The sequence below is a fragment of the Nonomuraea sp. NPDC049714 genome (assembly GCF_044465295.1).
Taxonomy (GTDB): domain Bacteria; phylum Actinomycetota; class Actinomycetes; order Streptosporangiales; family Streptosporangiaceae; genus Nonomuraea.
Map to the genome: position 1 here is coordinate 71,793 of NZ_JBITLM010000002.1, position 24,022 is coordinate 95,814.

General features: G+C 71.7%; 23 protein-coding genes, 2 tRNA genes and 1 pseudogene. 13 read left to right on the forward strand and 13 right to left on the reverse strand.

Translation table 11 applies throughout. From position 1 onward, the window contains the following. The 3 genes from hutH to ACIBQX_RS07210 are packed head-to-tail and all read right to left on the reverse strand — an operon-like array spanning window position 1 to window position 2,766. Entirely contained in the window at window positions 1-1,551 is a 1,551-nt protein-coding gene (hutH, locus tag ACIBQX_RS07200; protein WP_397001615.1) for a histidine ammonia-lyase, read from the reverse strand. Between the two features lie 2 nt (window positions 1,552-1,553). After that, entirely contained in the window at window positions 1,554-2,279 is a 726-nt protein-coding gene (locus tag ACIBQX_RS07205) for an ArsR/SmtB family transcription factor (RefSeq protein ID WP_397001617.1), read from the reverse strand. Window positions 2,280-2,322: 43 nt separating this feature from the next. Beyond that, window positions 2,323-2,766, reverse strand: a complete 444-nt coding sequence (locus tag ACIBQX_RS07210; RefSeq protein ID WP_397001619.1) for a DUF4383 domain-containing protein — start codon at window positions 2,764-2,766, stop codon at window positions 2,323-2,325. A gap of 160 nt (window positions 2,767-2,926) precedes the next feature. On the opposite strand from ACIBQX_RS07210, the gene ACIBQX_RS07215 reads away from it, so the two are divergent. The 3 genes from ACIBQX_RS07215 (at window position 2,927) to ACIBQX_RS07225 (ending at window position 3,935) form a co-directional block, all read left to right on the forward strand. After that, window positions 2,927-3,649: an SDR family oxidoreductase gene (locus tag ACIBQX_RS07215; protein WP_397001621.1), complete on the forward strand. Its 723-nt coding sequence runs from the start codon at window positions 2,927-2,929 to the stop codon at window positions 3,647-3,649. 120 nt (window positions 3,650-3,769) lie between these two features. Continuing rightward, a tRNA-Gly gene (locus ACIBQX_RS07220) sits at window positions 3,770-3,841 on the forward strand. A gap of 19 nt (window positions 3,842-3,860) precedes the next feature. Further along, window positions 3,861-3,935, forward strand: a tRNA-Val gene (locus ACIBQX_RS07225). A gap of 138 nt (window positions 3,936-4,073) precedes the next feature. Here ACIBQX_RS07225 and ACIBQX_RS07230 read toward each other — a convergent pair. Beyond that, window positions 4,074-4,277 carry a hypothetical protein gene (locus tag ACIBQX_RS07230; protein ID WP_397001623.1) on the reverse strand — a complete coding sequence of 68 codons (204 nt, stop codon included), beginning with the start codon at window positions 4,275-4,277 and terminating at the stop codon, window positions 4,074-4,076. Between the two features lie 175 nt (window positions 4,278-4,452). Continuing rightward, window positions 4,453-4,812 (reverse strand): hypothetical protein, encoded by a 360-nt coding sequence (locus ACIBQX_RS07235; protein ID WP_397001625.1) that lies wholly within the window; start codon window positions 4,810-4,812, stop codon window positions 4,453-4,455. A 202-nt stretch (window positions 4,813-5,014) separates the two neighbouring features. Here ACIBQX_RS07235 and ACIBQX_RS07240 point away from each other — a divergent pair, with 202 nt between their 5' ends. From ACIBQX_RS07240 to ACIBQX_RS07250, 3 genes are all read left to right on the forward strand, one after another. Then, on the forward strand, window positions 5,015-5,656 hold the full coding sequence (locus ACIBQX_RS07240; RefSeq protein ID WP_397001627.1) for an NAD(P)H-binding protein: 642 nt from the start codon (window positions 5,015-5,017) through the stop codon (window positions 5,654-5,656). A gap of 72 nt (window positions 5,657-5,728) precedes the next feature. Continuing rightward, window positions 5,729-6,820, forward strand: coding sequence for an LLM class flavin-dependent oxidoreductase (locus ACIBQX_RS07245; protein ID WP_397001629.1), 1,092 nt, complete (start codon window positions 5,729-5,731; stop codon window positions 6,818-6,820). Window positions 6,821-6,853: 33 nt separating this feature from the next. After that, on the forward strand, window positions 6,854-7,561 hold the full coding sequence (locus tag ACIBQX_RS07250) for an FMN reductase (protein ID WP_397001631.1): 708 nt from the start codon (window positions 6,854-6,856) through the stop codon (window positions 7,559-7,561). Between the two features lie 103 nt (window positions 7,562-7,664). Here ACIBQX_RS07250 and ACIBQX_RS07255 read toward each other — a convergent pair whose 3' ends face one another. The 6 genes from ACIBQX_RS07255 to ACIBQX_RS07280 form a co-directional block, all read right to left on the reverse strand. Then, window positions 7,665-8,579, reverse strand: coding sequence for a superoxide dismutase (locus ACIBQX_RS07255; protein WP_397001633.1), 915 nt, complete (start codon window positions 8,577-8,579; stop codon window positions 7,665-7,667). Window positions 8,580-8,702: 123 nt separating this feature from the next. Then, on the reverse strand, window positions 8,703-9,299 hold the full coding sequence (locus ACIBQX_RS07260; protein ID WP_397001635.1) for a DUF1349 domain-containing protein: 597 nt from the start codon (window positions 9,297-9,299) through the stop codon (window positions 8,703-8,705). Further along, the gene (locus ACIBQX_RS07265; protein ID WP_397001637.1) at window positions 9,296-10,258 is read right to left on the reverse strand and encodes a Gfo/Idh/MocA family protein; all 963 of its coding nucleotides are present in this window, start codon (window positions 10,256-10,258) and stop codon (window positions 9,296-9,298) included. The genes ACIBQX_RS07260 and ACIBQX_RS07265 overlap by 4 nt, the downstream gene beginning before the upstream one ends. Then, window positions 10,249-11,256 (reverse strand): zinc-binding dehydrogenase, encoded by a 1,008-nt coding sequence (locus ACIBQX_RS07270; RefSeq protein WP_397001639.1) that lies wholly within the window; start codon window positions 11,254-11,256, stop codon window positions 10,249-10,251. Before ACIBQX_RS07270 ends, ACIBQX_RS07265 begins: the two co-directional genes overlap by 10 nt. Window positions 11,257-11,266: 10 nt before the next feature. Then, complete coding sequence (locus ACIBQX_RS07275) at window positions 11,267-13,084, reverse strand: N,N-dimethylformamidase beta subunit family domain-containing protein (RefSeq protein ID WP_397001641.1); 1,818 nt, start codon at window positions 13,082-13,084, stop codon at window positions 11,267-11,269. Continuing rightward, window positions 13,081-14,241, reverse strand: a complete 1,161-nt coding sequence (locus ACIBQX_RS07280) for a glycosyltransferase (protein ID WP_397001643.1) — start codon at window positions 14,239-14,241, stop codon at window positions 13,081-13,083. The genes ACIBQX_RS07275 and ACIBQX_RS07280 overlap by 4 nt, the downstream gene beginning before the upstream one ends. 276 nt (window positions 14,242-14,517) lie before the next feature. On the opposite strand from ACIBQX_RS07280, the gene ACIBQX_RS07285 reads away from it, so the two are divergent. Genes ACIBQX_RS07285 through ACIBQX_RS07310 form a run of 6 tightly spaced genes read left to right on the forward strand, consistent with a single transcriptional unit; the run spans window position 14,518 to window position 22,240 of the window. After that, entirely contained in the window at window positions 14,518-15,711 is a 1,194-nt protein-coding gene (locus ACIBQX_RS07285; RefSeq protein ID WP_397001645.1) for a radical SAM protein, read from the forward strand. A gap of 15 nt (window positions 15,712-15,726) precedes the next feature. Continuing rightward, the gene (locus ACIBQX_RS07290; RefSeq protein ID WP_397001647.1) at window positions 15,727-17,805 is read left to right on the forward strand and encodes a DegT/DnrJ/EryC1/StrS family aminotransferase; all 2,079 of its coding nucleotides are present in this window, start codon (window positions 15,727-15,729) and stop codon (window positions 17,803-17,805) included. Further along, the gene (locus tag ACIBQX_RS07295; protein WP_397001649.1) at window positions 17,802-19,073 is read left to right on the forward strand and encodes an acyl-CoA reductase; all 1,272 of its coding nucleotides are present in this window, start codon (window positions 17,802-17,804) and stop codon (window positions 19,071-19,073) included. The genes ACIBQX_RS07290 and ACIBQX_RS07295 overlap by 4 nt, the downstream gene beginning before the upstream one ends. Window positions 19,074-19,117: 44 nt before the next feature. Then, window positions 19,118-20,179 carry a hypothetical protein gene (locus tag ACIBQX_RS07300; protein WP_397001651.1) on the forward strand — a complete coding sequence of 354 codons (1,062 nt, stop codon included), beginning with the start codon at window positions 19,118-19,120 and terminating at the stop codon, window positions 20,177-20,179. Further along, window positions 20,179-21,042 carry a phytanoyl-CoA dioxygenase family protein gene (locus ACIBQX_RS07305; protein ID WP_397001653.1) on the forward strand — a complete coding sequence of 288 codons (864 nt, stop codon included), beginning with the start codon at window positions 20,179-20,181 and terminating at the stop codon, window positions 21,040-21,042. The genes ACIBQX_RS07300 and ACIBQX_RS07305 overlap by 1 nt, the downstream gene beginning before the upstream one ends. Next, entirely contained in the window at window positions 21,029-22,240 is a 1,212-nt protein-coding gene (locus tag ACIBQX_RS07310; protein WP_397001655.1) for an MFS transporter, read from the forward strand. Before ACIBQX_RS07305 ends, ACIBQX_RS07310 begins: the two co-directional genes overlap by 14 nt. Before the next feature lie 63 nt (window positions 22,241-22,303). Here ACIBQX_RS07310 and ACIBQX_RS07315 read toward each other — a convergent pair. Both ACIBQX_RS07315 and ACIBQX_RS07320 read right to left on the reverse strand, forming a co-directional pair. Beyond that, window positions 22,304-22,480, reverse strand: a pseudogene (locus tag ACIBQX_RS07315) (MerR family transcriptional regulator); the annotation flags it as partial. Beyond that, window positions 22,477-23,211 (reverse strand): SDR family oxidoreductase, encoded by a 735-nt coding sequence (locus tag ACIBQX_RS07320; RefSeq protein ID WP_397001657.1) that lies wholly within the window; start codon window positions 23,209-23,211, stop codon window positions 22,477-22,479. The pseudogene ACIBQX_RS07315 and the gene ACIBQX_RS07320, both read right to left, overlap by 4 nt. Before the next feature lie 113 nt (window positions 23,212-23,324). Here ACIBQX_RS07320 and ACIBQX_RS07325 point away from each other — a divergent pair, with 113 nt between their 5' ends. Continuing rightward, window positions 23,325-24,017, forward strand: a complete 693-nt coding sequence (locus ACIBQX_RS07325) for a TetR/AcrR family transcriptional regulator (RefSeq protein ID WP_397001659.1) — start codon at window positions 23,325-23,327, stop codon at window positions 24,015-24,017. Window positions 24,018-24,022 lie beyond the last annotated feature (5 nt).

Consider the following 24,022-nt stretch of genomic DNA (forward strand, 5'->3'; position numbering starts at 1 on the left):
CTAGGCGAGCGGGCCGGTCACCGACTCGACCGCGTCCAGGACCGCGCCGTCGGTCACCAGCCGGACGGCGGACTCGATCTCCGGCGCGAGGAAGCGGTCCGGCCCCGGCCCGGGGACGGTCTCGCGCAGCGTCCGCACCACGGCGGCCGTCGCGGGGGCCGGCGTCAGCGGGTGCCGCAGGTCGAGGGCGCGGGCGGCGGTGAGCACCTCGATGGCCAGCACCCGGGTGAGCCCGTCGATCGACCGGCGCAGCTTGCGGGCCGCCGACCAGCCCATCGAGACGTGGTCCTCCTGCATGGCCGAGCTCGGGATGGAGTCGACGCTGGCGGGCACGGCCAGCCGCTTGAGCTCCGACACGATGGCCGCCTGGGTGTACTGGGCGATCATGTGGCCGGAGTCGACGCCGGGATCGTCGGCCAGGAATGCGGGCAGGCCGTGGTTGCGGGCCACGTCGAGGAAGCGGTCGGTGCGGCGCTCGGACATGGAGGCCAGGTCGGCGGCGACGATGGCCAGAAAGTCCAGCACGTAGGCCACGGGGGCGCCGTGGAAGTTGCCGTTGGACTCCACCCGGCCGTCGGCGAGCACGGCCGGGTTGTCGACGGCGCTGGCGAGCTCCCAGGTGGCGACCGTCGCGGCGTGCGCGATGGTGTCGCGGGCCGCTCCGGCGACCTGGGGGGCGCAGCGCAGCGAGTAGGCGTCCTGAACGCGGGTGCAGCTCTCCGGGTCGCGGTGGCTGGCCATGATGCCGGAGCCGGCGAGGATCGCCGTCATGTTGGCGGCCGCGGCGGCCTGGCCGGGGTGCGGGCGCAGCGCCTGGAGCTCGGGGGCGAAGACGCGGTCGGTGCCGAGCAGCGCCTCCACGCTCATCGCGGCGCTGACGTCGGCGGTCCTGGCGAGCCGGGTCAGGTCGTCGATGGCCAGGATGAGCATGCCGAGCATGCCGTCGGTGCCGTTGATGAGCGCCAGGCCCTCCTTGGCGGCCAGCTCGACGGGGTCGATCCCGGCCTGCTTCAGCGCCTCTGCGGCTTCCGTAATGTTTCCGGACTTATCCCGTACGACGCCCTCGCCCATGAGCGTGAGGGCGACGTGCGCCAGCGGCGCCAGGTCGCCCGAGCAGCCCAGGCTGCCGTACTCGTGCACGATCGGCGTGATGCCCGCGCTGACGATCGCGGCGAGGGTCTTGGCGGTGGTCGGCCGGATGCCGGTGTGGCCGGTGGCGAGGGTGTGCAGGCGCAGCAGCATGAGCGCGCGCACCACCTCCGTCTCCACCTCGGGCCCGTTGCCCGCCGCGTGGGAGCGCACCAGCGAGCGCTGCAACTGCGCGCGCAGCTCCGGGTCGATATGGCGGGTGGCCAGCGCGCCGAAGCCGGTGGAGATGCCGTACACGGGGACCGGGCTCTCGGCCAGTTCGTCCACGCGCTGCCGCGCCGCCGCGACGGCGGCCATCGCGTCGTCCGTGAGCCGCACGGGGGCGCCGTGGCGCGCCACGCTGATGACATCGTCGAAGGTGAGGGGCTCGGGACCGACGTTCACGACTCCGTTGTCGCGCATGATTACTCTCCCGCATAGGTAACTGGCGTATGTGATGTTAGCTCCTTACCGGAGAACATCTTCGCCAGCCCCTGCCTGCCCTCGTCGGTGAGCGTCACCGCGCGGGGCGTCGTGCCCGGCCGGTACCACCCTCGTTCGAGGAGCACCTCGGTGATGGCCGCGCCCAGCGCGCCGCCGAGGTGGGCGCGGCGCTCGGTCCAGTCCAGGCATTCGGGCGCGAACCGGCGCCTGGCCGCCCGCGCGCCCGCCACGTCGACGCCCAGGCCCGCCAGCAGCCGCTCACCCTCGGCGGTCACCCGCTCGCCGTCCAGGCAGCCGCTCGCGCGCAGGTCGTCCAGCAGTGCCACCCCGGCCCGCCCCGCCAGGTGGTCGTAGCAGGTGCGGGCCTCCTCCAGCAGCCTGGCCTGCCGCGACTGGCGCAGGGACCGCACCGGCGGGCGGGCGCTGACCCTGGCCAGCACCTCCAGCACCTCGGCCACCTCGTGCCCGGACAGGCGGTAGTAGCGGTGGCGGCCCTGCCGCAGCACGGTCACGAGGCCGCCGTCGAGCAGCCTGGCCAGATGCGCGCTCGCCGTCGCGGCGCTCACCCCGGCCAGCCGGGCCAGCTCCCCCGCTGCCAGCGCGCGTCCCCCGAGCAGGGCCGTCAGGATGGCGGCCCTGGTCGGGTCGGCGATGAGCGCCGCCACCGGGGCGATGTCGGCATCGCGTGCCGCGTGGTCAACAGCCATGCCGTGACGTTAACTCACGCACGTTCAACTCCGCGTCGAAGCGTCACCGGTGCTGCCCCGTGCGGCGGCGGCCCAGCAGCAGGCCGAGCGCGATCATGCCGACGCCCAGCAGGAAGTGCAGCCAGTCGTCGGCGGTGTTGAGCGGCACGAAGTTGGCGGCGCTCTCCTTGCCGATGAACAGCCCGTAGAGCCACAGGACCAGATAGATGATCCCGCCGCCGACCAGGAACGTCCGCGCCGTGGTGACGGCCCGGGACATGAGCACGCCCGCGAGCCCGAACAACAGGTGCACGATGTTATGCAGAACGGACACCTGGAAAACGCCCAGCAGGTACGCCTCGGAGTGGTGGCCGGCGAACCGCATGTTCTCGTAGCCGGTGGTGATGCCGGGGATGAACCCGAGCACGCCGACCAGCAGGAACACCAAGCCCACGACCAGCGAGGCGAGCTGGAGGGGTGACCGGGTGTGTGACTTCGGGGTGACCATACGACCCTCTCCCCCGTAGAGCCGGATCTGACGTTGCCCCGCTACCCCGAGCCGGTCACCGCATGCTCGCTGGTCCAGCACGCATCCGCCGCCCGCCACCCCGCCCTGGGTTACGCATGCTCACTAGGCTGACGCCCATGCGTGTTTCAAGGGGTGAGTGGTGAAGGCGGCGTTGGTGACCGGCGCGTCCCGGGGGCTCGGCGCCGCCGTCGCGCGGCGGCTGGGCGCCGACGGCTGGGCCGTCGCGGTCAACTACCGCTCCGACTCGGGCGGGGCCGCCCAGGTGGTCGAGGACATCCGCGCGGCGGGCGGGCGCGCCGAGTCGTTCGCCGCCGACGTCACCGACGAGGCCGGCGTCGCCGAGCTGGCCGCCCAGGCAGCCGGGCGGCTCGGCCCGATCGACGCGCTGGTGCTCAACGCGACCGGCCCGCAGCCCGAGGCGCCGGTGGAGGAGGTGACCTGGCAGGCCTACCTCGACCAGCTCACGTTCTTCGTCAAGAGCCCCACGCTGCTGGTGCAGGCCTGCCTGCCGTCCTGGAAGGCCCGAGGGGGCGGCCGGGTGATCCAGATCGGCTCCGACATCGTCGACCGCGCCCTGCCCCTGACGTCGGCGTACACCGCCGCGAAGGGCGCGCAGCAGGCCCTCACCCGCCTGTGGGCCCGTGAGCTCGGCCCGCACGGCGTCACCGTCAACCTCGTCGCCCCCGGCTGGATCCCGGTCGAACGGCACGCCGAGCTGGAGGTCGCCGACTACCTGGCCCAGGTGCCGCTGCGCCGCATGGGGACGCCCGAGGACGTGGCGGGCATGGTGTCCTACCTCGCCTCCGACCAGGCCGCCTTCGTCACCGGCCAGCACATCACCGTCAACGGCGGGCACACGTGACTTCCGCCCGAGGGGGCGGGATCACCTGGTACGCCAAGGTGGGCGGGGGAATTCGGTTTGGGGACTCGGCGGTAATTCGCTAGAGTGCTCTTCGTCGCCCGGTGTTCAACCGGGACGGACGCGGAAGTGGCTCAGTGGTAGAGCATCACCTTGCCAAGGTGAGGGTCGCGGGTTCGAATCCCGTCTTCCGCTCGGAGCTTCGGCTCGACACGGACGATTAGCTCAGCGGGAGAGCGCTTCCCTGACACGGAAGAGGTCACTGGTTCAATCCCAGTATCGTCCACCACGTCCCATGAGCAGACCAGAGCCCCGGTGCACGGCACATGCCGAAAGCACTGGGGCTTTCTGGGCTGGGTGGAGAGCCCCGCGAAGGGGGCCCTCCGGGGTGATCAGCGGTTCCTCGCCGCCCGCTGAGCCGCCGCCGTCAGTCGATCGGCCGTCCGTGGTGGATGCCGCCGGTGCACTTGAGGGTCCAGCCCCAGAGACGAGGTATGCCACCCCCGTTCCGGCAATCCTGGGAGGAGACCGCCGGGGCGGCCGAGGTCGCCGCCGACGCGGCGGGGGCGACGAGGACGAGGGCGGCTGTCGCGGCCAGGAGGCCGGCGGTGATTGCTGCGGTGACGCGCAACGAGATCTCCTGTCAGAGCGAGGGGAAATCCCCCGACCACACTCTGTGGTCAGCGACTACTTACCGCAACGATGCGCCCAGCAAACCGGAAGCCAGATGCTGGGGAGATGAGCGGCGAGGAACCCGGCCGCCCGACGCGTGCGGCCGCCCGGTATCCGGCGATAAGGCACTGGCGTCAGTTGATGTGAATGAAGGTCAGGGCGCCCTCAGGAATGTCGCCCTCCCACCATTTCCCGAAGGATACCTTGGTGCTGTTGTCGATGATGATGTAGCCGGCGTTGTTGCCAGAATGCAGGCGCGCGGCGCGCCGGAGATAAATCTGATCATCCTCGCCCGCGTTGGCCCAGCAATAGCTGTCGAGGTATTCGTAACCGTCGGAGGTCCACGACCAGTACCAAATGCGCAGGTAACCGCTCTCGTTGCAGGCAACGCGGTTGAGCGCGTACGCGGGGATCGGTGGCGTAGCAAGAACCGAAACCAGACCCAGTGCCAGAGCGACAGCCATCATCCTTGCCGGCTGGGGCCACTTCTTCACTGCATGCCTCCCTCAGCGACTGATATTTAACTGATGATAGATCTTCATGAGTTTTCGGCGATTAACGTCGGGCGAAATGTTCGTGACGCCCCGGCGGGTGCGGGATGGATCAGGTCTTCGTTTCGTCGAGAAACGTCACGCGGTTGTCGTACTGCGGCCTGGGTACCGGCCATTTCATGGCGCAGGCGAGTAGGGAGAGCCGATGAAGGTGATCGTATTCGGCGCCACCGGCATGGTCGGGCAGGGGGTTCTGCGCGAGTGCCTGGTGGACAGCCGGGTGGAGGCCGTGCTTGCGGTGGACCGGTCCCCCAGCGGGCGAGCGCACGGGAAGCTGCGTGAGATCGTGCACGGTGACCTGCTCGACCTGGCGGCCATCGAGAGCTATTTGGTGGGGTTCGACGCGTGCTTCTTCTGCCTGGGCGTCTCCTCGGCGGGCCTGGACGAGCGGGAGTACCGGCGGCTCACCTACGACGTCGCCCTGTCGGCCGGAACCACGCTGGCCAGGCTCGACCCCGGCTCGACGTTCGTGTACGTGTCCGCCGCCGGCGCCGACGCGCAGGGCCGCCAGATGTGGGCCAGGGTGCGGGGGATGACCGAGAACGCGCTGCTCGCCCTGCCTTTCCAGGCGTACGTCCTGCGGCCCGGTTTCATCCAGCCCCGGCCGTCACACACTCCGTTCTACCGGCTGGCGTACGTGGTGGCGCGGCCGTTCTACCCTGTGCTGCGGCGGCTGATGCCGTCGGCGGTGACCACGACCGAACAGATCGGGCGGGCTATGATCGCGATCGCCGACCATGGGGCGCCGAAACGCGTCCTCGGCGCAGTGGACATCAACGCTCTGTGATCCGGAATATACACGCGGGCCCTGGCGCTGATAGCGCTGTTGAAAGTTCAATAGTACTGGATGGTGACTACAATGCAGTTCGGCATCTTCAGCGTCGGGGATGTGACGCCGGATCCGACCACGGGCACGACCCCGGCCGAGGCTGAGCGGATCAAGGCCATGGTGGCCATCGCGCTCAAGGCCGAGGAGGTCGGGCTCGACGTCTTCGCCACCGGCGAGCACCACAACCCGCCGTTCGTGCCGTCCTCGCCGACGACCATGCTCGGTTACATCGCGGCCAGGACCGAGCGGCTCCAGTTGTCCACGGCCACCACGTTGATCACGACCAACGACCCGGTCAAGATCGCCGAGGACTTCGCCATGCTGCAGCACCTGGCGGACGGCCGGGTGGACCTGATGCTGGGCCGTGGCAACACCGGCCCGGTCTACCCGTGGTTCGGGCAGGACATCCGCCAGGGCATCCCGCTCGCCGTGGAGAACTACGCGCTGCTGCACAAGCTGTGGCGCGAGGACGTGGTGGACTGGGAGGGCCGCTTCCGCACTCCGCTGCAGGGCTTCACCTCCACGCCCCGCCCGCTCGACGGCGTGCCGCCGTTCGTGTGGCACGGCTCCATCCGCAGCCCCGAGATCGCCGAGCAGGCCGCCTACTACGGTGACGGGTTCTTCGCCAACAACATCTTCTGGCCGAAGGAGCACTTCGTCCGGCTGATCGACCTCTACCGGCAGCGTTACGCACACTACGGGCACGGCACCGCCGAGCAGGCCATCGTCGGGCTCGGCGGGCAGGTGTTCATGCGGAAGAACTCCCAGGACGCCATCCGCGAGTTCCGCCCGTACTTCGACAACGCGCCCGTGTACGGGCACGGGCCGTCGCTGGAGGACTTCATGGCCGAGACGCCGTTGTCCGTCGGCAGCCCGCAGCAGATCATCGACAAGACCCTGCGCTTCCGCGAGTACTTCGGCGACTACCAGCGCCAGCTGTTCCTCGTGGACCACGCCGGGCTGCCGCTGAAGACCGTCCTGGAGCAGCTCGACATCCTCGGCGAGGAGGTCGTGCCGGTGCTGCGCGAGGAGTTCGCCAAGAACCGCCCCGCCGGTGTGCCGGAAACCCCGACCCACGCCTCCCTCCTGGCCGCCCGCACGACAGCCCCCGCCGGCGCCTGACCAGCCGTCAGGTCCGAACAAGGAGATCAACCCATGAAGCTCGTCGTCGTCACGGCGGGGCTCACCCAGCCGTCCTCCACTCGCCTGCTCGCCGACCGCCTCACCGAGGCGACGGGACAGCGGCTCCAGGGCGCCGCCGACACGACCGTGATCGAGCTGCGCGAGCTCGCGGTGGACATCGCGAACAACTTCGTCACCGGCTTCGCCAACGCCCGGCTGCGCGCCGCCCTCGCGGCCGTGACGGAGGCCGACGGGCTCATCGCCGTCACGCCGGTGTTCACCGCCTCCTACAGCGGGCTGTTCAAGTCCTTCTTCGACGTCGTGGACAACGCCGCGCTGACCGGCAAGCCGGTGCTGATCGCCGCCACCGGCGGCACGCCGCGCCACTCACTGGTGCTGGAGCACGCGCTGCGCCCGCTCTTCGCCTACCTGCGCGCGGTGGTCGTGCCGACGGCGGTGTACGCGGCCTCCGAGGACTGGGGCGGGAGCGGCGACGCCTTCGCCGACGGCCTGCCGGACCGCATCACCCGCGCGGCGTCCGAACTCGCCGACCTCATGCGCCTCCGAGCCCCGCACGCCGTCCCCCAGGACGACGCCCCGGCGAAGCTCGCGCACGACGACGGCGGGACCAAGGAGAACGGACAGAGCGGGCCAAGTGGCGAGAATGGCGGGCGGCCCGGCGGCACGCTGCCCGAGGACGTCGTCCCCTTCGCGGACTACCTCGCCTCCCTGCGCCCCTGATCACCGTTCGCCGAGATCGGGACGTCGTAGCCATCGAGCACGACCCCATCTCGCCGACCGCCCGGCCCTCGCTCGTGCGGGCCGGGCGCTCGGCGCGTAAGGGTCAGCGCTTGATGGAGACGACGTCGTACGGCGTGTCGGGGGTGGGCGGGGTGCTGAAGCGGGCGTTGGGCAGGTAGAGGCGCTTGCCGAACGCCGCCACCGTGGTCGGGATGTCGAAGCGCTCGTCGGTGAGCCGGTCGGGGACGCGGCCGGAGGTGCCGTCGTGGCTCAGGCGGAGCACGGCGACCGTGTTGAGCCGGTTCTGCACCACGTACAGAGTGCGGCCGTGCAGGAGCAGGCCGTCGCCGTTGGTGAGGAGCTCGCCGCCGAGGTCCACCTCGGTGGTGACGCCGGTACGGGGGTCGGCCCTGAACAGTTTGCCGGTGTTGGACTGCACGAGGAGCAACCCCTTGCGGTCCGGCGTGGCGGCGATGCCGTTGACGTTGATGCCGTCGGCGTACTGGACGGCGCCGGTGAGCGGGAGCGTGACGGCCTCACCGGGCAGCCCGCCGTGGCGGCGGAGCGGCAGCTTGTACAGGACGGGGTTGGTGGAGTCGGTGATCCAGGCGGCGTCGCGGGTGAGCACGACGTCGTTGACGAACGAGGCGCCGGTGGCCAGCGTGTAGGACTTGAGCACCGCCCCGGTGCGCAGGTCGATCACGCGGGCGTTGCCCGCGTTGCCGCCCGCCACGAAGAGCCTGCCCCGGTCGTCGCTCTTGAGGCCGAGCGACGGGGTGCCCGGCCCATCGCTGATGATCTTGCCTTTTCCGGTGCGCAGGTCGGCCCGGTAGATGGAGCCGGTCGCGCGGGAGCCGAAGTAGGCGAAGGGGCCTGGCCCGATCTCGATGCCCTCCGGCTGGAAGCCGTTGGGCAGCGGGAAAGTGTCAGTCGCCTGTGTGACCGCCTGGGCGGGCGGTGCCAGCAGCACGCCCGCGAGCGCGGCGCAGAGCGCGGTCTTGAGGATCGCTGATCTCATGCGGCCCAGGATCCCTGCCCGGGGAGCGTCGGGAAAGACCCAGGAATCGGCTCACAGGGACTTCGCAGGATCGCCTCGGGCACCGGCTCGCGGGGCCGGCCGGACAGGCTCGGGGCGCCGCCGCTACTCGCCGTTGCGCAGGTCGGACAGCCGTTTGGGGGTGTACTGGATGTCCTCGAAGCGGACGGTGGCGCCGGCGCCGGTCGGGCTCTGGGCGAGGAAGCCGACCTCCGGGTCTCCGTCGAGCGCGAAGTATCTGATGAGGCCCCAGGCGCCGTCCCCTTCGGCGATGTGGAAGGCGAAGGCCGGGCCGACACGGGAGACGCGGAGCCGGATGTCGTCGCCGTACATCGGCATGGAGTTGCAGTCGTCGGACACGCCGCGGGTGACCACGGAGACGACGGTGGGCGTGCCCTGGGGGGAGAGTTCGAGGCAGAACTTGGCCCACCGGTCGCCGTCGGCGTGCAGCAGCAGGACGGCCGCGTCGAAGGTGGACATCAGGTCGAGCCTGACCCGGGCGCTCAGGGTGAAGTCGCCGTCCAGGCGTCCCACCAGGGCGGGGGCATTGGCGTAGCGGTTCGGCTCGCCCGGATCGGAGAAGAGGTCGGTGCCCGCGGCGGCGGTGATGACGAGCGCGTCGTCACCGTCGACGCTCCACTGCTCGGGCTCGTTCAGCCAGTGCAGCGGTGCGGGGAACGCGGGCAAGGATACGGCCGTCATGTTTCTTCCTCCAGAGGGGTGGCGGCCGCGTACACGGCCGAGATGAGTCGGTCGACGGCGGCGGCGTCGCGGACGGGACAGATCGGGGCGGTCCCGTCGCGGACGCTGCGCGCGAAGTCGGCCATGAGCGGGATGTGCAGGTTCGCCGGTGGCGGCAGGAACTCCTCGACGGGCACCCCGTCGACGGTTCCACGCAGGTGGCCCGAGTCCAGCGGATCGAGCTCCAGGCGCCCGCCGTCGAAGGTGAGGCGCAGGTGGTCCCGGCGCGGCTCGGGGCCCCACACCGTGTCCACCTCGCCGGTGGCCCCTGACGGCCAGGCCAGCCGTGCCCGTACTTCCCGCTCGGCGCCGAGGGGGAAGCGCCGGCCGGTGCGTGCGCCGGTCACGACCGGCTCTCCCAGCAGCAGGCAGAGCAGGTCGAGGCGGTGGCTGCCGACGTCGGCGAGCACGCCGCCGCCGGACAGCGCCGGGTCCGTACGCCACAGCTTCGGGTCGTCGGGACCGGGGTCGAAGGGTCCTCGGTAGTCCACCACCACCTCGTGGATCGCGCGGCCGCTCAGCAGGTCGAGCGCGCGGCGGACGGCGGGGGCGAGCCTGCGGTAGTAGGCGACGCCCACGTGGGCGTCGTCCAGCTCGTCGGCAGCCGGCCGCTCCGCCGGCGCGGGCAGGACGCCGAGCGGCTTCTCCGCGAGCACGGGCAGGCCGGCGCGCGCCGCCGCCATCGCGAGGGGCAGATGGGTGGCGACCGGCGTGGCGACGTAGACGACGTCGACCGCGCCGAGCAGCTTGCCGTAGTCGGCGGTGCCGAAGCCGGCGCCGAACTCGTCGCAGGTCCGCTGCGCGCGGGCGGCGTCCCGGCCCCACACGCAGGTGACCGTCTCGCCGAGGGAGAGCAGCGCGGGCAGGGCCCGCTTGCGGACGATGTCGCCGTAGCCGGCGACCCCCCATCTCAGGGGCATATCGCGATCTTCAGTGTCTTCTCCGGCGGAGTGCGGTGGGGTGTGTCGTGCCCGGCGGGGTGGAGGGTGGGGCTCTGGGAGAGGCGGTCGAGGGCTTCCTGGAGGTTCTCCAGCGGGTAGGTCGCGGTCAGGATCGTATCGAGGCGCACCCGCCCGGCGAACGCCAGCCGTACGGCGATCGCCATGGCCTCGGCCCTGGCCGCGTCGGTCGGCTCGGCGGAGCTGTGCACGCGCAGCCCCTTCTTCTCCCACGTGACCATGTCGAAGGTGACGTGGGTGTCGACGTGGTGGGTGCCGAGGAAGACGACGAGACCGTTCTGGCGGACCAGGTCGACGCAGGCGCGGGCGGTGTGCGGGGTGCCCACCGCCTCGATGGCCACGTCGAAGTCCGCGTCGAAGTCCCCGTCGAGCCGGTCGGGCACCGCGTGCGGGGACTCCACCAGGACCGTCCGGTCGGCGCCCAGCAGCGCCGACTGTTCCAGCCGCCACGGGTCCAGGTCCGCGACCGTGATCTCCGCCGCCCCGCGCAGCCGCGCGACCTGCAGCGCCATCAGGCCGACCGGGCCCTGGCCCACGATGGCGACCCGGTCGCCGAGCCGTACGCCCCGGGTGGCGTGCACGGCCAGTGGCAGCAGCTGCAGGATCGCGCCGCGCTCGAAGGGGACGTCGTCGGGCAGCGCGCCCACGCTGACCTCCCTGGCGGCCGCGAACTCGGCGAACCCCGAGGTGAGCGGGGTCCGGACGAACACCCGCCGGCCCGGCGCGACGCTGGTCACCCGCTCGCCGACGGCTTCCACGGTGCCGGCGATCTCGTGGCCGAAGCAGCCGGTGGCGCAGTGGTCGCGCAGGCCGTAGTAGTGGTAGTAGGCCAGGTCGCTGCGGTTGCAGACGGTGCAGGCGGCCACCCGCACCAGCACGTCGCCCGGCCCGATCTCGGGCACGGGCGCGTCGTGGTCCAGCCGGATACGGCGGCGGCCGGCGAGCGAGATGTGGCGCACGCGCTCTCCCTCAGGGGTCGATGTCCAGGAACGGTTCCCGCCAGTGGAGATCGCCTGCCGGGGTGGCGCCGATGAGCCTGCCGGCCGTGCCGGTCAGGGTGGTCAGGCCGGGGGTGGGGCCCGATCGGGTCCACGCGCCGGTGTCCGGCGCTCTGCCGTACAGCTCGCCGTCGCCGTCCAGGCCCATCAGCCGGCCTCCCACGTGCGCGAGCGCGACGAGCGGCGGGCCGCCGTCCAGACGTGCCCACGGGCCGGGGAGCCCGGCGGCGAGCGGGCGGCTCCACAGCTCGCCGCCGGGGCAGAGCGCGTACATGGTCCGGTCGACGGGTGCGATCCCGATCGCGCCGGGCGGCGCCCGGTAGATCTCGGTCCAGGCCGCCGCCTCGGGCACCGGGTCACGAGCGAGCACCCGGCCGACTGCGTCCAGCCCGTACAGGAAGACGGGTGAGCCGGGCGTCGCCTCGCGCGGGGCGGCCAGTGCCACCAGGCCGGGCGCGGGTTCGATCCACCGCCACGGCAGGTTCTGGGTACGGCCGCGCCGTACGTAGAGCCCGCCGTCGGCCAGCACGCCGAAGAGCACGTGCGCGGAGGCCGCCAGCCCGGTCACGCCGGTCCCGCCGCCCATCGGCTCCCACCAGCCGGCCGGGCCGCCGAGCCGGCTCAGCACGTTGCGGGTGACGCGGTCGATGACCGGGTCCTCGATGGCGTCGCCCCAGCCGATCGTGGCCGCGTTGAAGACGGTGCCCGCCCCGCGCCGCATGATGCCCATCGTGGCGTGCCCGCCCTGGCCCAGGCTCCGCCAGTGACGCAGGTCGGCGGTGGCCAGGATGGCGAACTCGGCGGGTGTCCCGTCGGCGCCGGTCGCCAGCGGCACCCCGTCGACCTCGGTGTACTCGGCGGCGTCGGTCTCGTAGCCGATGGCGCCTCTGCCGAAGGTGTCGCCGTCGCGCAGCCCGGTGCCCTCGAACACCCAGTGCCCGGCGAACCGCACGGTGTACGCCTCGGACTTCACCGCGTTCATGTCCTCCCAGCATCCCGCGCCGCGCCGGAAGCTCACGCCGGTCAGGCTGTTCTCCGGGCGGGACACCGGCGCGCTGGTCCACTCGACGGTGGCCAGGCTCGGATCGACGGCGGACATGGGGTCGAGCAGCGCGTCACGATGGCACACCATCGTCCGGCCGCCATCTTCCAGGCGGGTCTGCCACCAGCAGGTGTTGCCGCCGAAGAAGGCGATGTTGCCGCCGGCCGCCACGAACGACTCGGCCGCGTCCCGCATCTGCCTGGTCCAGTACTCGTCGTGGCCCGCTATCACCAGCAGCCGCCGGCCGCGCAGCAGCGCGCCGGGGTCCTCGTGCAGGTCCAGGTTGGAGCAGTAGTCGGCGGGGATGCCGGTACGGCTCAGCCAGTGGTAGAAGCGGTCCTCCCAGTGGCCGGCCGGACCGCCGCCTGGCCGGTCGAAGGTGACCCGCCCGGCGCGGCCCGCGCCTTCGGTCGGGTAGAGCCCCTCCCCCGGCACGCCCGCCTGGTTGTAGGCCTGCCAGGTGAGGAAGGGGACGGACACCAGGATCGCGTCGCGGGGCGGGCCGCCGGGCCGGACGACGAAGTAGACGTCGTCGTCGGGATCGGCGGAACCGAACGACGCGGCGTACAGGGAGCTGGGCCAGTCCGGCGGGACGTCCAGTGTCCACCCCGGCTCCGTGCGGCCGGACTCCGCCCTGATCTCGCCGGTCACCGCGTCGCGGATCGTGCGGTGGTCCGCGGCGCCGGTCAGGTGGAAGCGCAGCCGGCCGCCCTGCGGCACCGAGGTGCTGCTCGCGTACGCCCTCATCCCCGGGGTCCTCGCAGGTCGCCGTAGCCGGCGTCGGCGGTCCAGCTCAGCGGCTCGATGTGGGCGTTGAACGGGGCGCCGTCCTGTGTCATCTGCGGGCGCGGATGGGCCAGGTGCAGCAGCGGGTCGTCGAACCTGGTCAGCCGCCCGGCGCGGGCCAGCCTGGCCACGACGTCGTCGTCCTCGCCGCCCCAGCCCTGGTAGCGCTCGTCGAACCCGCCGATCTCGTGGAAGAGCGCGGCCCTGACCCACAGGCAGGCGCCGGGCGGCTCGCGCAGCACCAGTGAGCGGATCTCGTCGAGCGGCACGTCGCCCTCGCCCTGCTCGATCCGGCGGCGGATGGCGGCGGCGGAGGACTCGGCGTCGAGGCAGTACATGCGGCGGTAGGGCAGGAAGGCGGACAGTGAGGGGTCGGCGGCCATCCTGTCCACGTTGCGCGCCAGGAAGCGGCGGTCGGCCAGGATGTCGGTGTCCAGCACGCAGATCAGCTCGGGCCGGCCCGGAGTGTTGCGCACCCCGGCGTTGACCGCCCACGACTTGTTGAAATGACCGTCGTGCCGGGCGAACAGGTAGTGGTCGGTCAGCGGCTCGACGGTGTCGCGCCAGCGCGGCTCGGAGTCGGACTCGACCACGGTGACGCGCACCTGGGCGCCGTGATGGTGCTGGTCGCGCAGGGCGGCCAGGCAGGCCAGCAGGTTACGGGCGCGGGCGCCGCCCACCCGGTCGCGGAAGGGGATCACGATCGTGACGGGCAGCCGCGGCCGGGCCCACACGGCGACGTCATCGAGGCTCACCCCGGCGGCCGACCGGTCGGCTTGGTTGCCGTGGTGGTAGTCCACCAGCACCTGCTCGTCGGCCGCGGCGACCATCTTCTCCAGCCGGGCTCGCTCGGCGGGGAACTCCCGCAGCAGCTCGGTGAGCGACTGGGCGAGCGCCGACTCCAGCCGCCGGTCGTCGGGCGCGGCGGCGAAGGCGGACAGACACGCCGCGGCGGGACCGTCCGCCACGACCTCGGCCACGGCGCCGGCCACATCCTGGTAGTGGGGGCCGCTGATCTCCCACCAGTCGGCCGCCACGGCGGGGACCGATGGATCGTGAGCGAGAAAGACATAGGCGGCCAGCCTCCGGCCGAGTGCTCCGACCTCCGTTCCGGACATTCCGGACGACGCTATCGGGAATTCTGCCACGCCGATTCCTCTCACCTGCAATAACACGGAGCGCGCCAAAGGTTACCGTGCAGAAAAATACCTCACAAGAGGGCTTGACCAATTTTGGGATATCGCCTAGCGTCACCTGGGAGCGCTCCCAAAAGTGGCTCCCAAGCAGGAATGGCGGCCTTCTCGGGTCGGCGTAGAATGCTGGCGAAGCGCCCGCAGATGACTCGCGACTTACCGGCCGTCATGGAGACTTGCGCGGCCGAGGGTGGAGACGAGATGTCCGACGAAAGTTACCGATCCGCGCGCCCCCGAAACAGCGACGGTCTGGCGGAGGTCTCTCTTGACCAGGCCCACGCGCCCGACAAGGTGCTGGCCCACGAGGACCTGCTGAGGAAATTCGTCAACGGCGAGACGTTCCGGCCCATCCATATGCGCATCGGCATCATGGGCGCCTGCAACATGCGTTGCAATTTCTGCAACTTCCATTCGCCGAACGAGGAGAACTTCTACGACCTGTTCTCCTTCAAGGACGCCATTCCCACAGATAAGAGCGTCAAGCTCATGCGGGAATTCGCCGAGTCCGGCGGCCGGGCCGTGACGTTCTGCGGCAGTGGCGAATGCACCATTCACCGCGGCTATACGGAGATCTGCGCGGCCGGGAACGAGGCGGGCCTGCGCATCGGACTGATCACCAACGGATCGCGCCTGCACCGGCAGGAGATCGCCGACTGCGTGATCAACACCCACACCTGGGTGCGGATCGGGCTCAACGCCGGCACCGAGGCGACGTTCAACGAGATCACCCGGGACCGGGAGCGGACCTTCACCACCTTCCTCAAGGCGGTGAGCCGCCTGCGCGAGCAGGCCGTCGATCCGGAGTTCCGGATCGGGTTCAACTTCGTGATCACCCGGCAGAACTACAAGGAGATCGTCCAGGCCGCCCACGCCGTGCGCGACTCTGGGGCGCACTATGTCCGGTTCGAGCCGGAGTTCTACAGCTCCATGGGCCACGAGACCATCGAAGAGGTCATGGCCGAGGTCTCCGCCTCGCTGACCGAGGTCGCGGCGCTGTCGTCGGAGGAGTTCGAGATCTCCGTGCCCAAGCTGGACCGGGGGCCGATGGACCAGGTGGAGGAGGTCGAGGGCGACTTCGAGCACTGCCACTACAGCCGCTTCGTCACGGCCGTCGGCGCGGACGGCAACCTTTACCCCTGCCCGCAGGTGCACCTGAACAGCCGTTACCTCATCGGCAACGTGCTGGAGGACGGCTATCTCCCCGTGCTCGAAGGCGGCCCCAGAGCCGAGTGGGAGGCCAGCAACCCGCGCCGGACGGACCTGTGCAAGTCCTGCTTCTACCGGCCGCAGAACGAGCTGCTCGAATGGCTGCGCAGGGGTCAGATCAAGATCGACGACGCCCTGAACAACTACCGCGTCGAAGTGCCTCAGGCCCTTCACACCGACTTCGTCTGAGATCCGAGAACACCGTTGACGCCGATCGAACGCTTCACCCATCTCGGCCGTTCCCCCGTGCGCGCTCCGGACCAGGCCGCCCGCAACGCGCAGGTGCGCCGGGCGGTCGCCCGGCTGGCCGCCGTCCAGGAGCGGACCCTCCGGATCCGGTCCACGCACGGCGCGGAACGCGAGGACCACCGCGTGGACCATTACGTCTTCGAGCATGACGGCCGCGAGGAACTGCGCGCCGTCATGCTGACCCCGGCGGGCCCGCCGCCGTGGCCGGCCGTGCTGGTGTGCCCGGGGCGTAACGCGACGCTGGAGCGGGTGACCGGCCTCGTCCCGCCCGACCATCCGGGCCGCGACGTGGCCGCCCATCTGACCAGGGCCGGATTCCGCACCCTCACCCTCGACCACGGCCTCGACAGCGGCCTCGACCGGTGGGCGGACGCCGCCGCGCTGGGCGGGCGCGACAGCGGCGACGTGCTGGACGGCACGTTGCGGCTGTACGGGGGCAGCCTGCTCGGCGCGCTGGCCGAGGACGCCTTGGCGGCGCTCGGCTGGCTGCGCGCGCAGCCGGACGTGGCCGGCGCCGGCCTGTTCGGCCACAGCATGGGCGCGGCCGTGGCCCTGCACGCCGCCCTCCTGGCGGACGAGCCGGTCCCGCTGTGCGCGGCCAGCCACCTGGGCACCTACCAGACGATGATCGGCAAGCTGCTGGCCTGGAACCAGTACACCGCCCTGCCGTCCATCCTGCGCCACGCCGACCTCCCCGAGCTGTACGCGGCCCTGACCCCCGCCCCTCTCCAGGTCCAGTACGGCAGGGCCGACGTGCGGCTCGACCACGACGACGCGGCGCGGGCCGGAGAGCGGATCATCCGCTCCTACGAGCCGGGACGGGCCGAGGTGCTCGCCCTGCCCATGGGTCACAGCACCGGCCTGGCCGAGGCGGCCGACTTCTTCGCCCGCACCCTGGCCAAGCCCGCCGCCGACGAGCCGTTCGTGCCCGCCGCCCGGGTGTCCTTCGGCGTACGGGCCCGCCTGGACGTCCTGGACCTGGTGGACGACGCGCTGGCGTCCGGGTCGCTGACGCTCGGCCCAGCCGGTGGCCGGCTGGAGGAGCTGGCCGGCCGGGAGATCGGCCGGGGCGCCGCGGCCGTCAGCTCCGGCTCGTCCGCCCTGGAGATCGCGCTGCGGATCGTCGGAGTCGCGGGGCGTACCGTGCTGGTCCCGGCCAACACCTTCTTCGCGACCGCGGCGAGCGCCGTCCGCGCCGGGGCGAGGGTCGACTTCGTCGACATGGAGCCCGACGGTCTCGGCCTGGACCCCGATGGCCTGCGGGCGGCGCTCTCCGCTCATGACGACGTGGCCGCGGTGGTGCCCGTGCACATCGCGGGCGCCCTGCCGGACTCCCTGCCGGAGGTGCTGGCCGTCTGCGCCGAGCGGGGCGTAGCCGTGGTCGAGGACGCCGCGCACGCGCTCGGCTCGTCGCTGGGCGGGCGGCAGGCGGGCACGTTCGGCCGGCTGGCCGCCTTCTCGCTCTACCCCACGAAGGTCATCACCAGCGGCGAGGGCGGCCTGCTGACCGCCGCCGACCCTGGCGACCTGGAGCGGGTGCGGCGTCTGCGGGACCACGGCAAGCGCTCCTTCGAGGAGAACCTGCACGACGACCTCGGCAGCAACTGGCGGATGAGCGAGCTGCACGCCGCCGTGGGGCTCACCCACCTGGCCCGGCTGGCGGAGGTGCTGGCCGAGCGGCGGAGACTGGCCGCCTGGTACGACGAGAACCTGCCCCGCGTGCCCGCCCTCACCCGTCCCGAAATATCACCTAATTGCGCGACAAATCATTACAAGTACCTGGCGCTGTTGCCGGACGGCGTGGACCGGGCGGCGCTCAAGGCGCGGCTGCGCGCCGACGGGGTGCGCCTGGCGGGTGAGGTGTACGACGTCCCGCTGCATCGCCAGCCCTACTTCGCCGCGCGCTTCGGCGACCGCTCCTACCCACGCGCGGAGGCGTTCACCGCCCGCCACGTCTGCCTGCCGATCTTCCCCGGCATGACCACCGCCCAGCAGGATCGGGTCGTCCAGGCGCTGCGGGACTCCCTCTCGTGACCGCCCAGGCAGTCCTCCCGCTGCTGCGCGGGGGCCGGTGGTACCGGTCGATGGACACCGTGCCCGTCTCCGGCGCCGGGTCGCTCTGCCTGGCCCCGGAGATCATCGTCCGCGACGACGCCGCCCGGCTGCGCGCCGGCCTGGCCGGGCCCGGTGTTCCGGACCGGGACAGGCGGCTGGACCTGCTCCGCGAGGCCGTAGACCTGTTCAGGTTCGGCCGGGTGCCGATCGAAGGGCTCGGTGTTCAGGACCCCGGCGACTTCGCCGCGTCGATGGGCGCGGTGGCCGGGCTCCCGCCCGCTCTGGTACGGCGCTGGTCGGACCTGCTCGGCGCCCGATGGGCGGAGCCGGCGGACGAACGCGGCGACCCACTGGCAGAGCTCGCGCCGGAGAAGCGCGACAACCGCCCGGTAGTGCTCGCGCCGGACGAACACGACTGCCGCCCGGCAGAGCTCGCGCCGGAGGAGCGCGACGGCCTCACCCTGGTCTCGCTGCCCGCCAACACCTTCACCTGCCTGAAGGCCGTACTGGAGGCCGCGCTGTCCGGCGCGGCCGTCTGGGTCCGGCCGAGCAGGCGTGAGCCGCTGTCGTCGGCCCGCCTGATCGGGGCCCTGCTGAGCGTGGGCTGGCCGGCCGAGACGCTCGGCTACTACCCGACCGCGCCCCGCACCCTGCACGCCCTCATCCAGAGCTCCGACCACCAGATCGTGTATGGAGGGGACGATCTGGCGGCGGAGCTCGCCGGGAGGGCGGCGGGGCCGCCGTCGCTGGAGTTCCGGGGTCCGGGGCGCGCCTGCGTGATCGTGGACGAGCCGCCGGACCCCGAGTGGCTCGCCGAGCGGATCGCGCAGGACGCGGGCCGGTTCTGCACCAGCACCTGCGTGGTGGCCTGCCTGCGCGGGACCGAGCCGCTCGGCCGGCGGGTCGCCGAGGTGCTCGACGGCATCTCGCTCGACCCGCCGGACCCGCGCCGGCCGCAGGCGGCCTGGCCCGAGGCCGACGCCGCGCGGACGGCCGCGTTCGTGATGGACCGGCTCGCCCCCGGCGGGCGGCTGCTCACCCGGCGGCCACTGCTGTCGGACGGCTTCCTCGCGCCTGCCCTCGTCGAGGTCGACGACCCCGGCCACCCGCTGGTCGGCGTCGAGCTGCCCTTCCCCTTCGCCGTGATCGTCGCCACGGACCGGGCCGGCGCGCGCGGCCTCGCCGCAAGATCCCGTTTCGTCCACCCGGCCCACTACGCGATCTCCCCGGAAGGAGTGTCGTCCTGAACACGAACCACCCCCCAGAGCCGGGCGGCTCCCTGCTTGAGGCCATGCGAGAGCACGTCCCCCCACTGCGCGAATCGCTCGACGAGTGGACGGCCCGCATGATGAGCTGGCACTTCAGCGACCGGACCGGGTCGGCGTTCTGGCTGGCGCGCAAGGGCGGCCTGCCTTTCGACCCGATCCGTGACGTCACCGACTACGCCTCGCTGCGCCTGTTCGGTCTGTTCGACAAGACGGACCTGCGCGGGGTGCGGGCGCGTGACCTGGTGCCGCGTGGCTTCGCGGGGCGCCCGTTCCGGGTCGTGGAGACCGGCGGCTCGTCCGGGAGGCCGTACCGCGTCGTCGACGTCACCCGCGCCGTCCACGACGTGGGGATGTACCGCGTCATGCTGGAGGCGCGCGGCCTGCTCGGCGGCGACATCCTGGCCATGACGCCCAGCGGCCCGCACGCCTACGGCCACTTCGTCAAGCTGCTCGGCGACAGCTGGGGCGCGGCCGTCTTCTCCGTCGACTTCGACCCGCGCTGGGTCAAGCACCTGGTCCGCGCCTCGGGCGAGGCCGACGCCTACGTCGCCCATCTGGTCGCGCAGACCGCGGACATCCTTGAGGACGAACGACCCGCGCTGCTCTTCACGACCTCCCGGCTGCTCATGTCGCTCGCGCCCGCGCTCCGCAAGCCCCTCAGCGCGTACGGCGTGCGGGCGGTGTGCACCGGCGGCACCTCCTGCTCGCCCGAGGAGGCCCGTTACCTGCGCGAGGAGTATCTCCAGGACGTGCAGTGGATCGACACCTACGGCAACACCCTGTCCGGGCACGCGCTGCAGGCAGACGCCCTGGAGCCCGGCGCGCCGCACAGCCACCACCTGCCGCCGCCGCTGGCGGTCATGCACGTGGTGCGGCCCGACGACGTGTGGCAGGAGGTCGCGGTCGGCGAGCGGGGGCGGATCCGGGTGGTGACCCTGCTGGAGGATCTCTTCCTGCCCAACCTGCTGGAGCGGGACACGGCGGTCTCCGCCCCCGCGCATCCGTGGTTCCCGTGGCCGGGAGTGTCGCAGGTGGGCGCGTACGAGTCGGAGGACGCGCCACGGGTCATCGAGGGGGTCTACTGATGTCCCGGCAGGCCGTGACGTCCAACGGGGTGCCCGTCCCGTTCACCCCCGAGCTGTTCGCGCCGCTGACCGACAGCACGCCGCTGGCCGGTGACCTCCCCGCCCTGCGCCGGCGCTTCCACGACGACGGGGTGGTGCTGCTGCGCGGCTTCCTCGACCGTCGGCAGGTGCTGGACCTGCGCGCGGCGTACCTGTCGATGTTCCCGGACGGGCTGCTCGCCGCCGGTTCCACGCCCGAGGAGGGGATCTTCTCCGGGCGGGCGCCCGACGGGCTGCCCGCGCACGGGGTGCGGGGCCATCCGGCGCACACCTTCGTCCGCGAGCGGCACTTCGCGTCGTTCGCCGATCAGCCGTCGCTGCGGGGCCTGGCGGAGGCGCTGCTCGGCGGCCCGGTCGAGCGGCTGCGGCGCGGCATCCTGCGCCACTTCCACGCGGGCACCCAGATGGCCTCACGCGCGCACACCGACCACGCCTACATGACCCAGGGCAGCGAGCGGGTGCTCACCATGTGGATCCCGGCCGGCGACTGCCCGATGGAGACCGGCGGCCTGGTCTACCTCGAAGGCTCGCACCGGGAGGCGGCCGAGCGGTTCGAGCGGGCGCGGCTCGTCAGCGACCGCGCGGGCGACCCTCGGCCGATCAGCCACGACCTCCAGGCCACGGCGCGGGCCGTGGGCCGCCGGTGGCTGTGGCATGACTATGAGGCGGGCGACCTCACCGTGCACAGTCCGCACCTGGTGCACGCCTCGCTCGATACTGTGACCGATGCCATGCGCGTCTCCGTGGACCTGCGGTTCATCCTCCGGGGCGAGAAGGCGGACAGCCGATGGATGAAGGAGTGGGCCGGCGATGACGGCGCCTGAGGACACCAGCACACCCGAACTCGACCCCGAGCCACGCACGGCGGGCCTGACCAGGCTGGCGGCGATGTCCGCGTTCCTGATCGTGGGTCTCGCCTACGCCACCTTCCTGATCCGGGTGCCGACGCTGAAGCTCGAGCACGGCCTGTCGGACGGGCAGCTCGGCCTGCTGCTGGTGGTCCCGTCGGTCTGCGCGCTGATCTCCATGCAGGTCACCGGTGCTCTGGTGGCCCGGTTCGGCAGCGCGCCGATCGCCAGGATCACCGGCGTGGCGCTGCCGCTGTCACTGATCGGCATCGCGCTGGCCGCCGACCCGATGCAGCTCGCCGTCGCGCTGGTGGCCTTCGGCCTGATCGACGGGCTGCTCGACGTGTCGATGAACTCGCACGCGATCGCCGTGGAGCGCACGCTCAAGCGGGCCGTGATGAACCGCTGCCACGCCGCCTGGAGCATCGGCGCGCTGGGCGCTGCCCTGCTGGGCGGCCTGACCCTGCAGGTCGAGATCTCCCTGATGGCGCACTTCGCCTGGGTGGGCGTGGGCGTGGCCGCGCTCGCGCTGGTCACCGGCTTCTGGATGCTGCCCGCCGGCGCCGACCAGGAGCCGGAGCCGGACAAGAAGATCAGGATGCGCTGGCGGGCCGGCTGGACGCCCCGGGTGCTGCTGCTCGGCGCGATGGGGGCGAGCGTGCTCATCCTGGAGGGGGCGGTCGGCAGCTGGAGCGGCGTCCTGCTCATCGACGACCGTGGCGCGACCCTGGCCGTCGCCTCCCTGGGCTACATCCTGTTCAACATCTGCCAGGTCGGCGGCCGCCTCGTCGGCGACCGCCTGCACGAGAAGTACGGCGCGCCGCCCCTGGTCCGGGTGAGCGGCGCGGTCGCGCTCGCCGGTCTGCTGCTGGTCGTGGTGGGGCCCAACGCCGCAGTCACCATCGTCGGCTTCGGCGTGGTCGGCGTGGGCCTGTCCGTCCTGCTGCCCCTCATCTTCAGCGCGGTCGGGCACGGCAGCTCGGACGGCGCGGCGATGGCGTTGTCCAGGTTCACCACCCTGACCTACTCGGGGCTGCTGTTCGGCCCGGTGCTGATCGGCTGGATCGCCGACGCCGTGGGCAAGGTCACCACCTTCGCCGGCCTGCTCCTGCTGCTGACGGTGGTGATCTTCTACGCCAGGGCGACGGCCCCCGCCGACCTGAGAGACGCCTGACCGGACGACGATCGCCAGGTGCGGTCCCGCTGACGCGCGAGGATGGCGCAGGATCGCCGCCACGCGACAGAAGTCGTCGGCGCCGTATCGGCGGTGGTCTCCGCCGATACGGGCCGGCGCGAGCAGGCCCATCGCCTCCCATTGCCGCAGGACGTGCGTGGCCAGGCCGAACCGTGCCGCATGTCCTGGCCCTGCCGATCTTCGTCGCTTCCGCCCGACGCCCCAGAGCCCTCCGGTCAGACCTGGCCGATCCCGCCGTCGACGGGGAGGTCGATCCCGGTGACGAAGCTCGAGTCCGCGGAGGCGAGGAAGAGCGCCGCGGTGGCGATCTCGTCCTCGTCACCGAGGCGGCCGACGGGCACTCGCGAGGCGATCTGCTCCTTGAACCCCGGCGGGAGGTCCGCGAACGCGGGGGTCTCGATCGCGGCGGGACTGAGGACATTGACCCGGATTCGGCGCTGCTTCAAGTCGGTGGTCCAGGTCCGGGCGAACGACCGCAGTGCCGCCTTGCTCGCGGCGTAGACCGTCGTTCCCGGATCGCCCTTGTCCGCGGCGCCCGATCCGATGAGCACGATCGAGGCGCCGTCGGACAGCAACGGCAGCAGTTTCTGCACGGTGAAGAACGTCCCGCGCACGTTCACGCCGAACACGGCGTCGAACGACTCCTCGGTCACGTCGCCGATGTGCTCGTTCCACGTCCAGGCGCCGGCGCTGGCGATGAGCACGTCCACCCGGCCCACTTCGGCCGCCACGACCTCGGCCAGGCGGACCACGTCGGAGATCTGACCGACGTCGCCGAGCACACCGGTCACGCCGTGGCCGATGGCGGCCACCGCCGCGTCCAGCCGATCCTGGCGCCGGCCGGTGATGACCACGTGCGCACCCTCCTCGACGAACAACTTCGCCGTCGCCAGTGCCAGCCCAGAGGTCGCGCCGGTGATCACCGCGACCTTCCCACCGAGCTTCGCCATGTCACTCCCTTAGTCAGAAAATGATGATGCTCTCATCTTTGATTCCGCTTACTGTAGCGAAGATGAGAGCACTCTCAAAGTTGATATATGTCTCACCTTGCTACGATGACCCCATGCCTTCCAGGGACAACCCGCCGCCTGCTCGCCGGGATGCCCGCCGCAACCGCGAGCGGCTTCTCGAGTGCGCTCGGCGCGCGTTCGCCGACCAGGGCGCGCAGGCCGCCCTCGACGGCATCGCACGGGAGGCGGGCTTGGTGGTCGGCACCCTCTACCGGCACTTCCCGACGCGTCTGGACCTCCTGTACGCCGTACTCGAACCGAAGCTGAGCCACGTGGTCAATGAGGTGGAGGCCGCGCTCGGCCTGGAGGATCCCTGGGAGGCGTTTCGCGGCCTGCTCGAAGTCCTGTGTACGGCCCAGGCCGGGGATCGGGCGTTCGGCGACTTCTTGGCGCGGCGGTTTCCCGGTGACGACCGCACCGATGCCGTGCACAGCGAGATCTGCGCGCTCGCACAACGGGTGCTGGGGCGGGCTCAGGCGGCCGGCGTCGTGCGTCCGGACGTCACCGGCGCCGACCTCTTTCTGTTGTTGTGGGCGAGCAGCAGGGTCGCCGAGGCCACGCGGCACGTTGCCCCCTCAATGTGGCGGCGGCACGTTTACCTGGCGTTGGACGGGTTCCGGGCGTCGACCCGGCTCGATCTGCGAGAGCCCGCGTGGGACGCGGACCAGCTCTACCGCGCGATGGCCGAGCCGGGGAAGGTCTTCCACGGTGAGGAACCACTACGTCGCGCTGGAGAAGCTCCCTGACGTTC

Bases quoted from the DNA above. Each gene is read 5' to 3' on its own strand.
- hutH (WP_397001615.1), bottom strand. From the start codon at position 1,551: ATGCGCGACAACGGAGTCGTGAACGTCGGTCCCGAGCCCCTCACCTTC.
- ACIBQX_RS07205 (WP_397001617.1), bottom strand. From the start codon at position 2,279: ATGGCTGTTGACCACGCGGCACGCGATGCCGACATCGCCCCGGTGGCG.
- ACIBQX_RS07210 (WP_397001619.1), bottom strand. From the start codon at position 2,766: ATGGTCACCCCGAAGTCACACACCCGGTCACCCCTCCAGCTCGCCTCG.
- ACIBQX_RS07240 (WP_397001627.1), top strand. From the start codon at position 5,015: ATGAAGGTGATCGTATTCGGCGCCACCGGCATGGTCGGGCAGGGGGTT.
- ACIBQX_RS07245 (WP_397001629.1), top strand. From the start codon at position 5,729: ATGCAGTTCGGCATCTTCAGCGTCGGGGATGTGACGCCGGATCCGACC.
- ACIBQX_RS07250 (WP_397001631.1), top strand. From the start codon at position 6,854: ATGAAGCTCGTCGTCGTCACGGCGGGGCTCACCCAGCCGTCCTCCACT.
- ACIBQX_RS07255 (WP_397001633.1), bottom strand. From the start codon at position 8,579: ATGAGATCAGCGATCCTCAAGACCGCGCTCTGCGCCGCGCTCGCGGGC.
- ACIBQX_RS07260 (WP_397001635.1), bottom strand. From the start codon at position 9,299: ATGACGGCCGTATCCTTGCCCGCGTTCCCCGCACCGCTGCACTGGCTG.
- ACIBQX_RS07265 (WP_397001637.1), bottom strand. From the start codon at position 10,258: ATGCCCCTGAGATGGGGGGTCGCCGGCTACGGCGACATCGTCCGCAAG.
- ACIBQX_RS07275 (WP_397001641.1), bottom strand. From the start codon at position 13,084: ATGAGGGCGTACGCGAGCAGCACCTCGGTGCCGCAGGGCGGCCGGCTG.
- ACIBQX_RS07280 (WP_397001643.1), bottom strand. From the start codon at position 14,241: ATGTCCGGAACGGAGGTCGGAGCACTCGGCCGGAGGCTGGCCGCCTAT.
- ACIBQX_RS07285 (WP_397001645.1), top strand. From the start codon at position 14,518: ATGTCCGACGAAAGTTACCGATCCGCGCGCCCCCGAAACAGCGACGGT.
- ACIBQX_RS07300 (WP_397001651.1), top strand. From the start codon at position 19,118: ATGCGAGAGCACGTCCCCCCACTGCGCGAATCGCTCGACGAGTGGACG.
- ACIBQX_RS07305 (WP_397001653.1), top strand. From the start codon at position 20,179: ATGTCCCGGCAGGCCGTGACGTCCAACGGGGTGCCCGTCCCGTTCACC.
- ACIBQX_RS07310 (WP_397001655.1), top strand. From the start codon at position 21,029: ATGACGGCGCCTGAGGACACCAGCACACCCGAACTCGACCCCGAGCCA.
- ACIBQX_RS07320 (WP_397001657.1), bottom strand. From the start codon at position 23,211: ATGGCGAAGCTCGGTGGGAAGGTCGCGGTGATCACCGGCGCGACCTCT.
- ACIBQX_RS07325 (WP_397001659.1), top strand. From the start codon at position 23,325: ATGCCTTCCAGGGACAACCCGCCGCCTGCTCGCCGGGATGCCCGCCGC.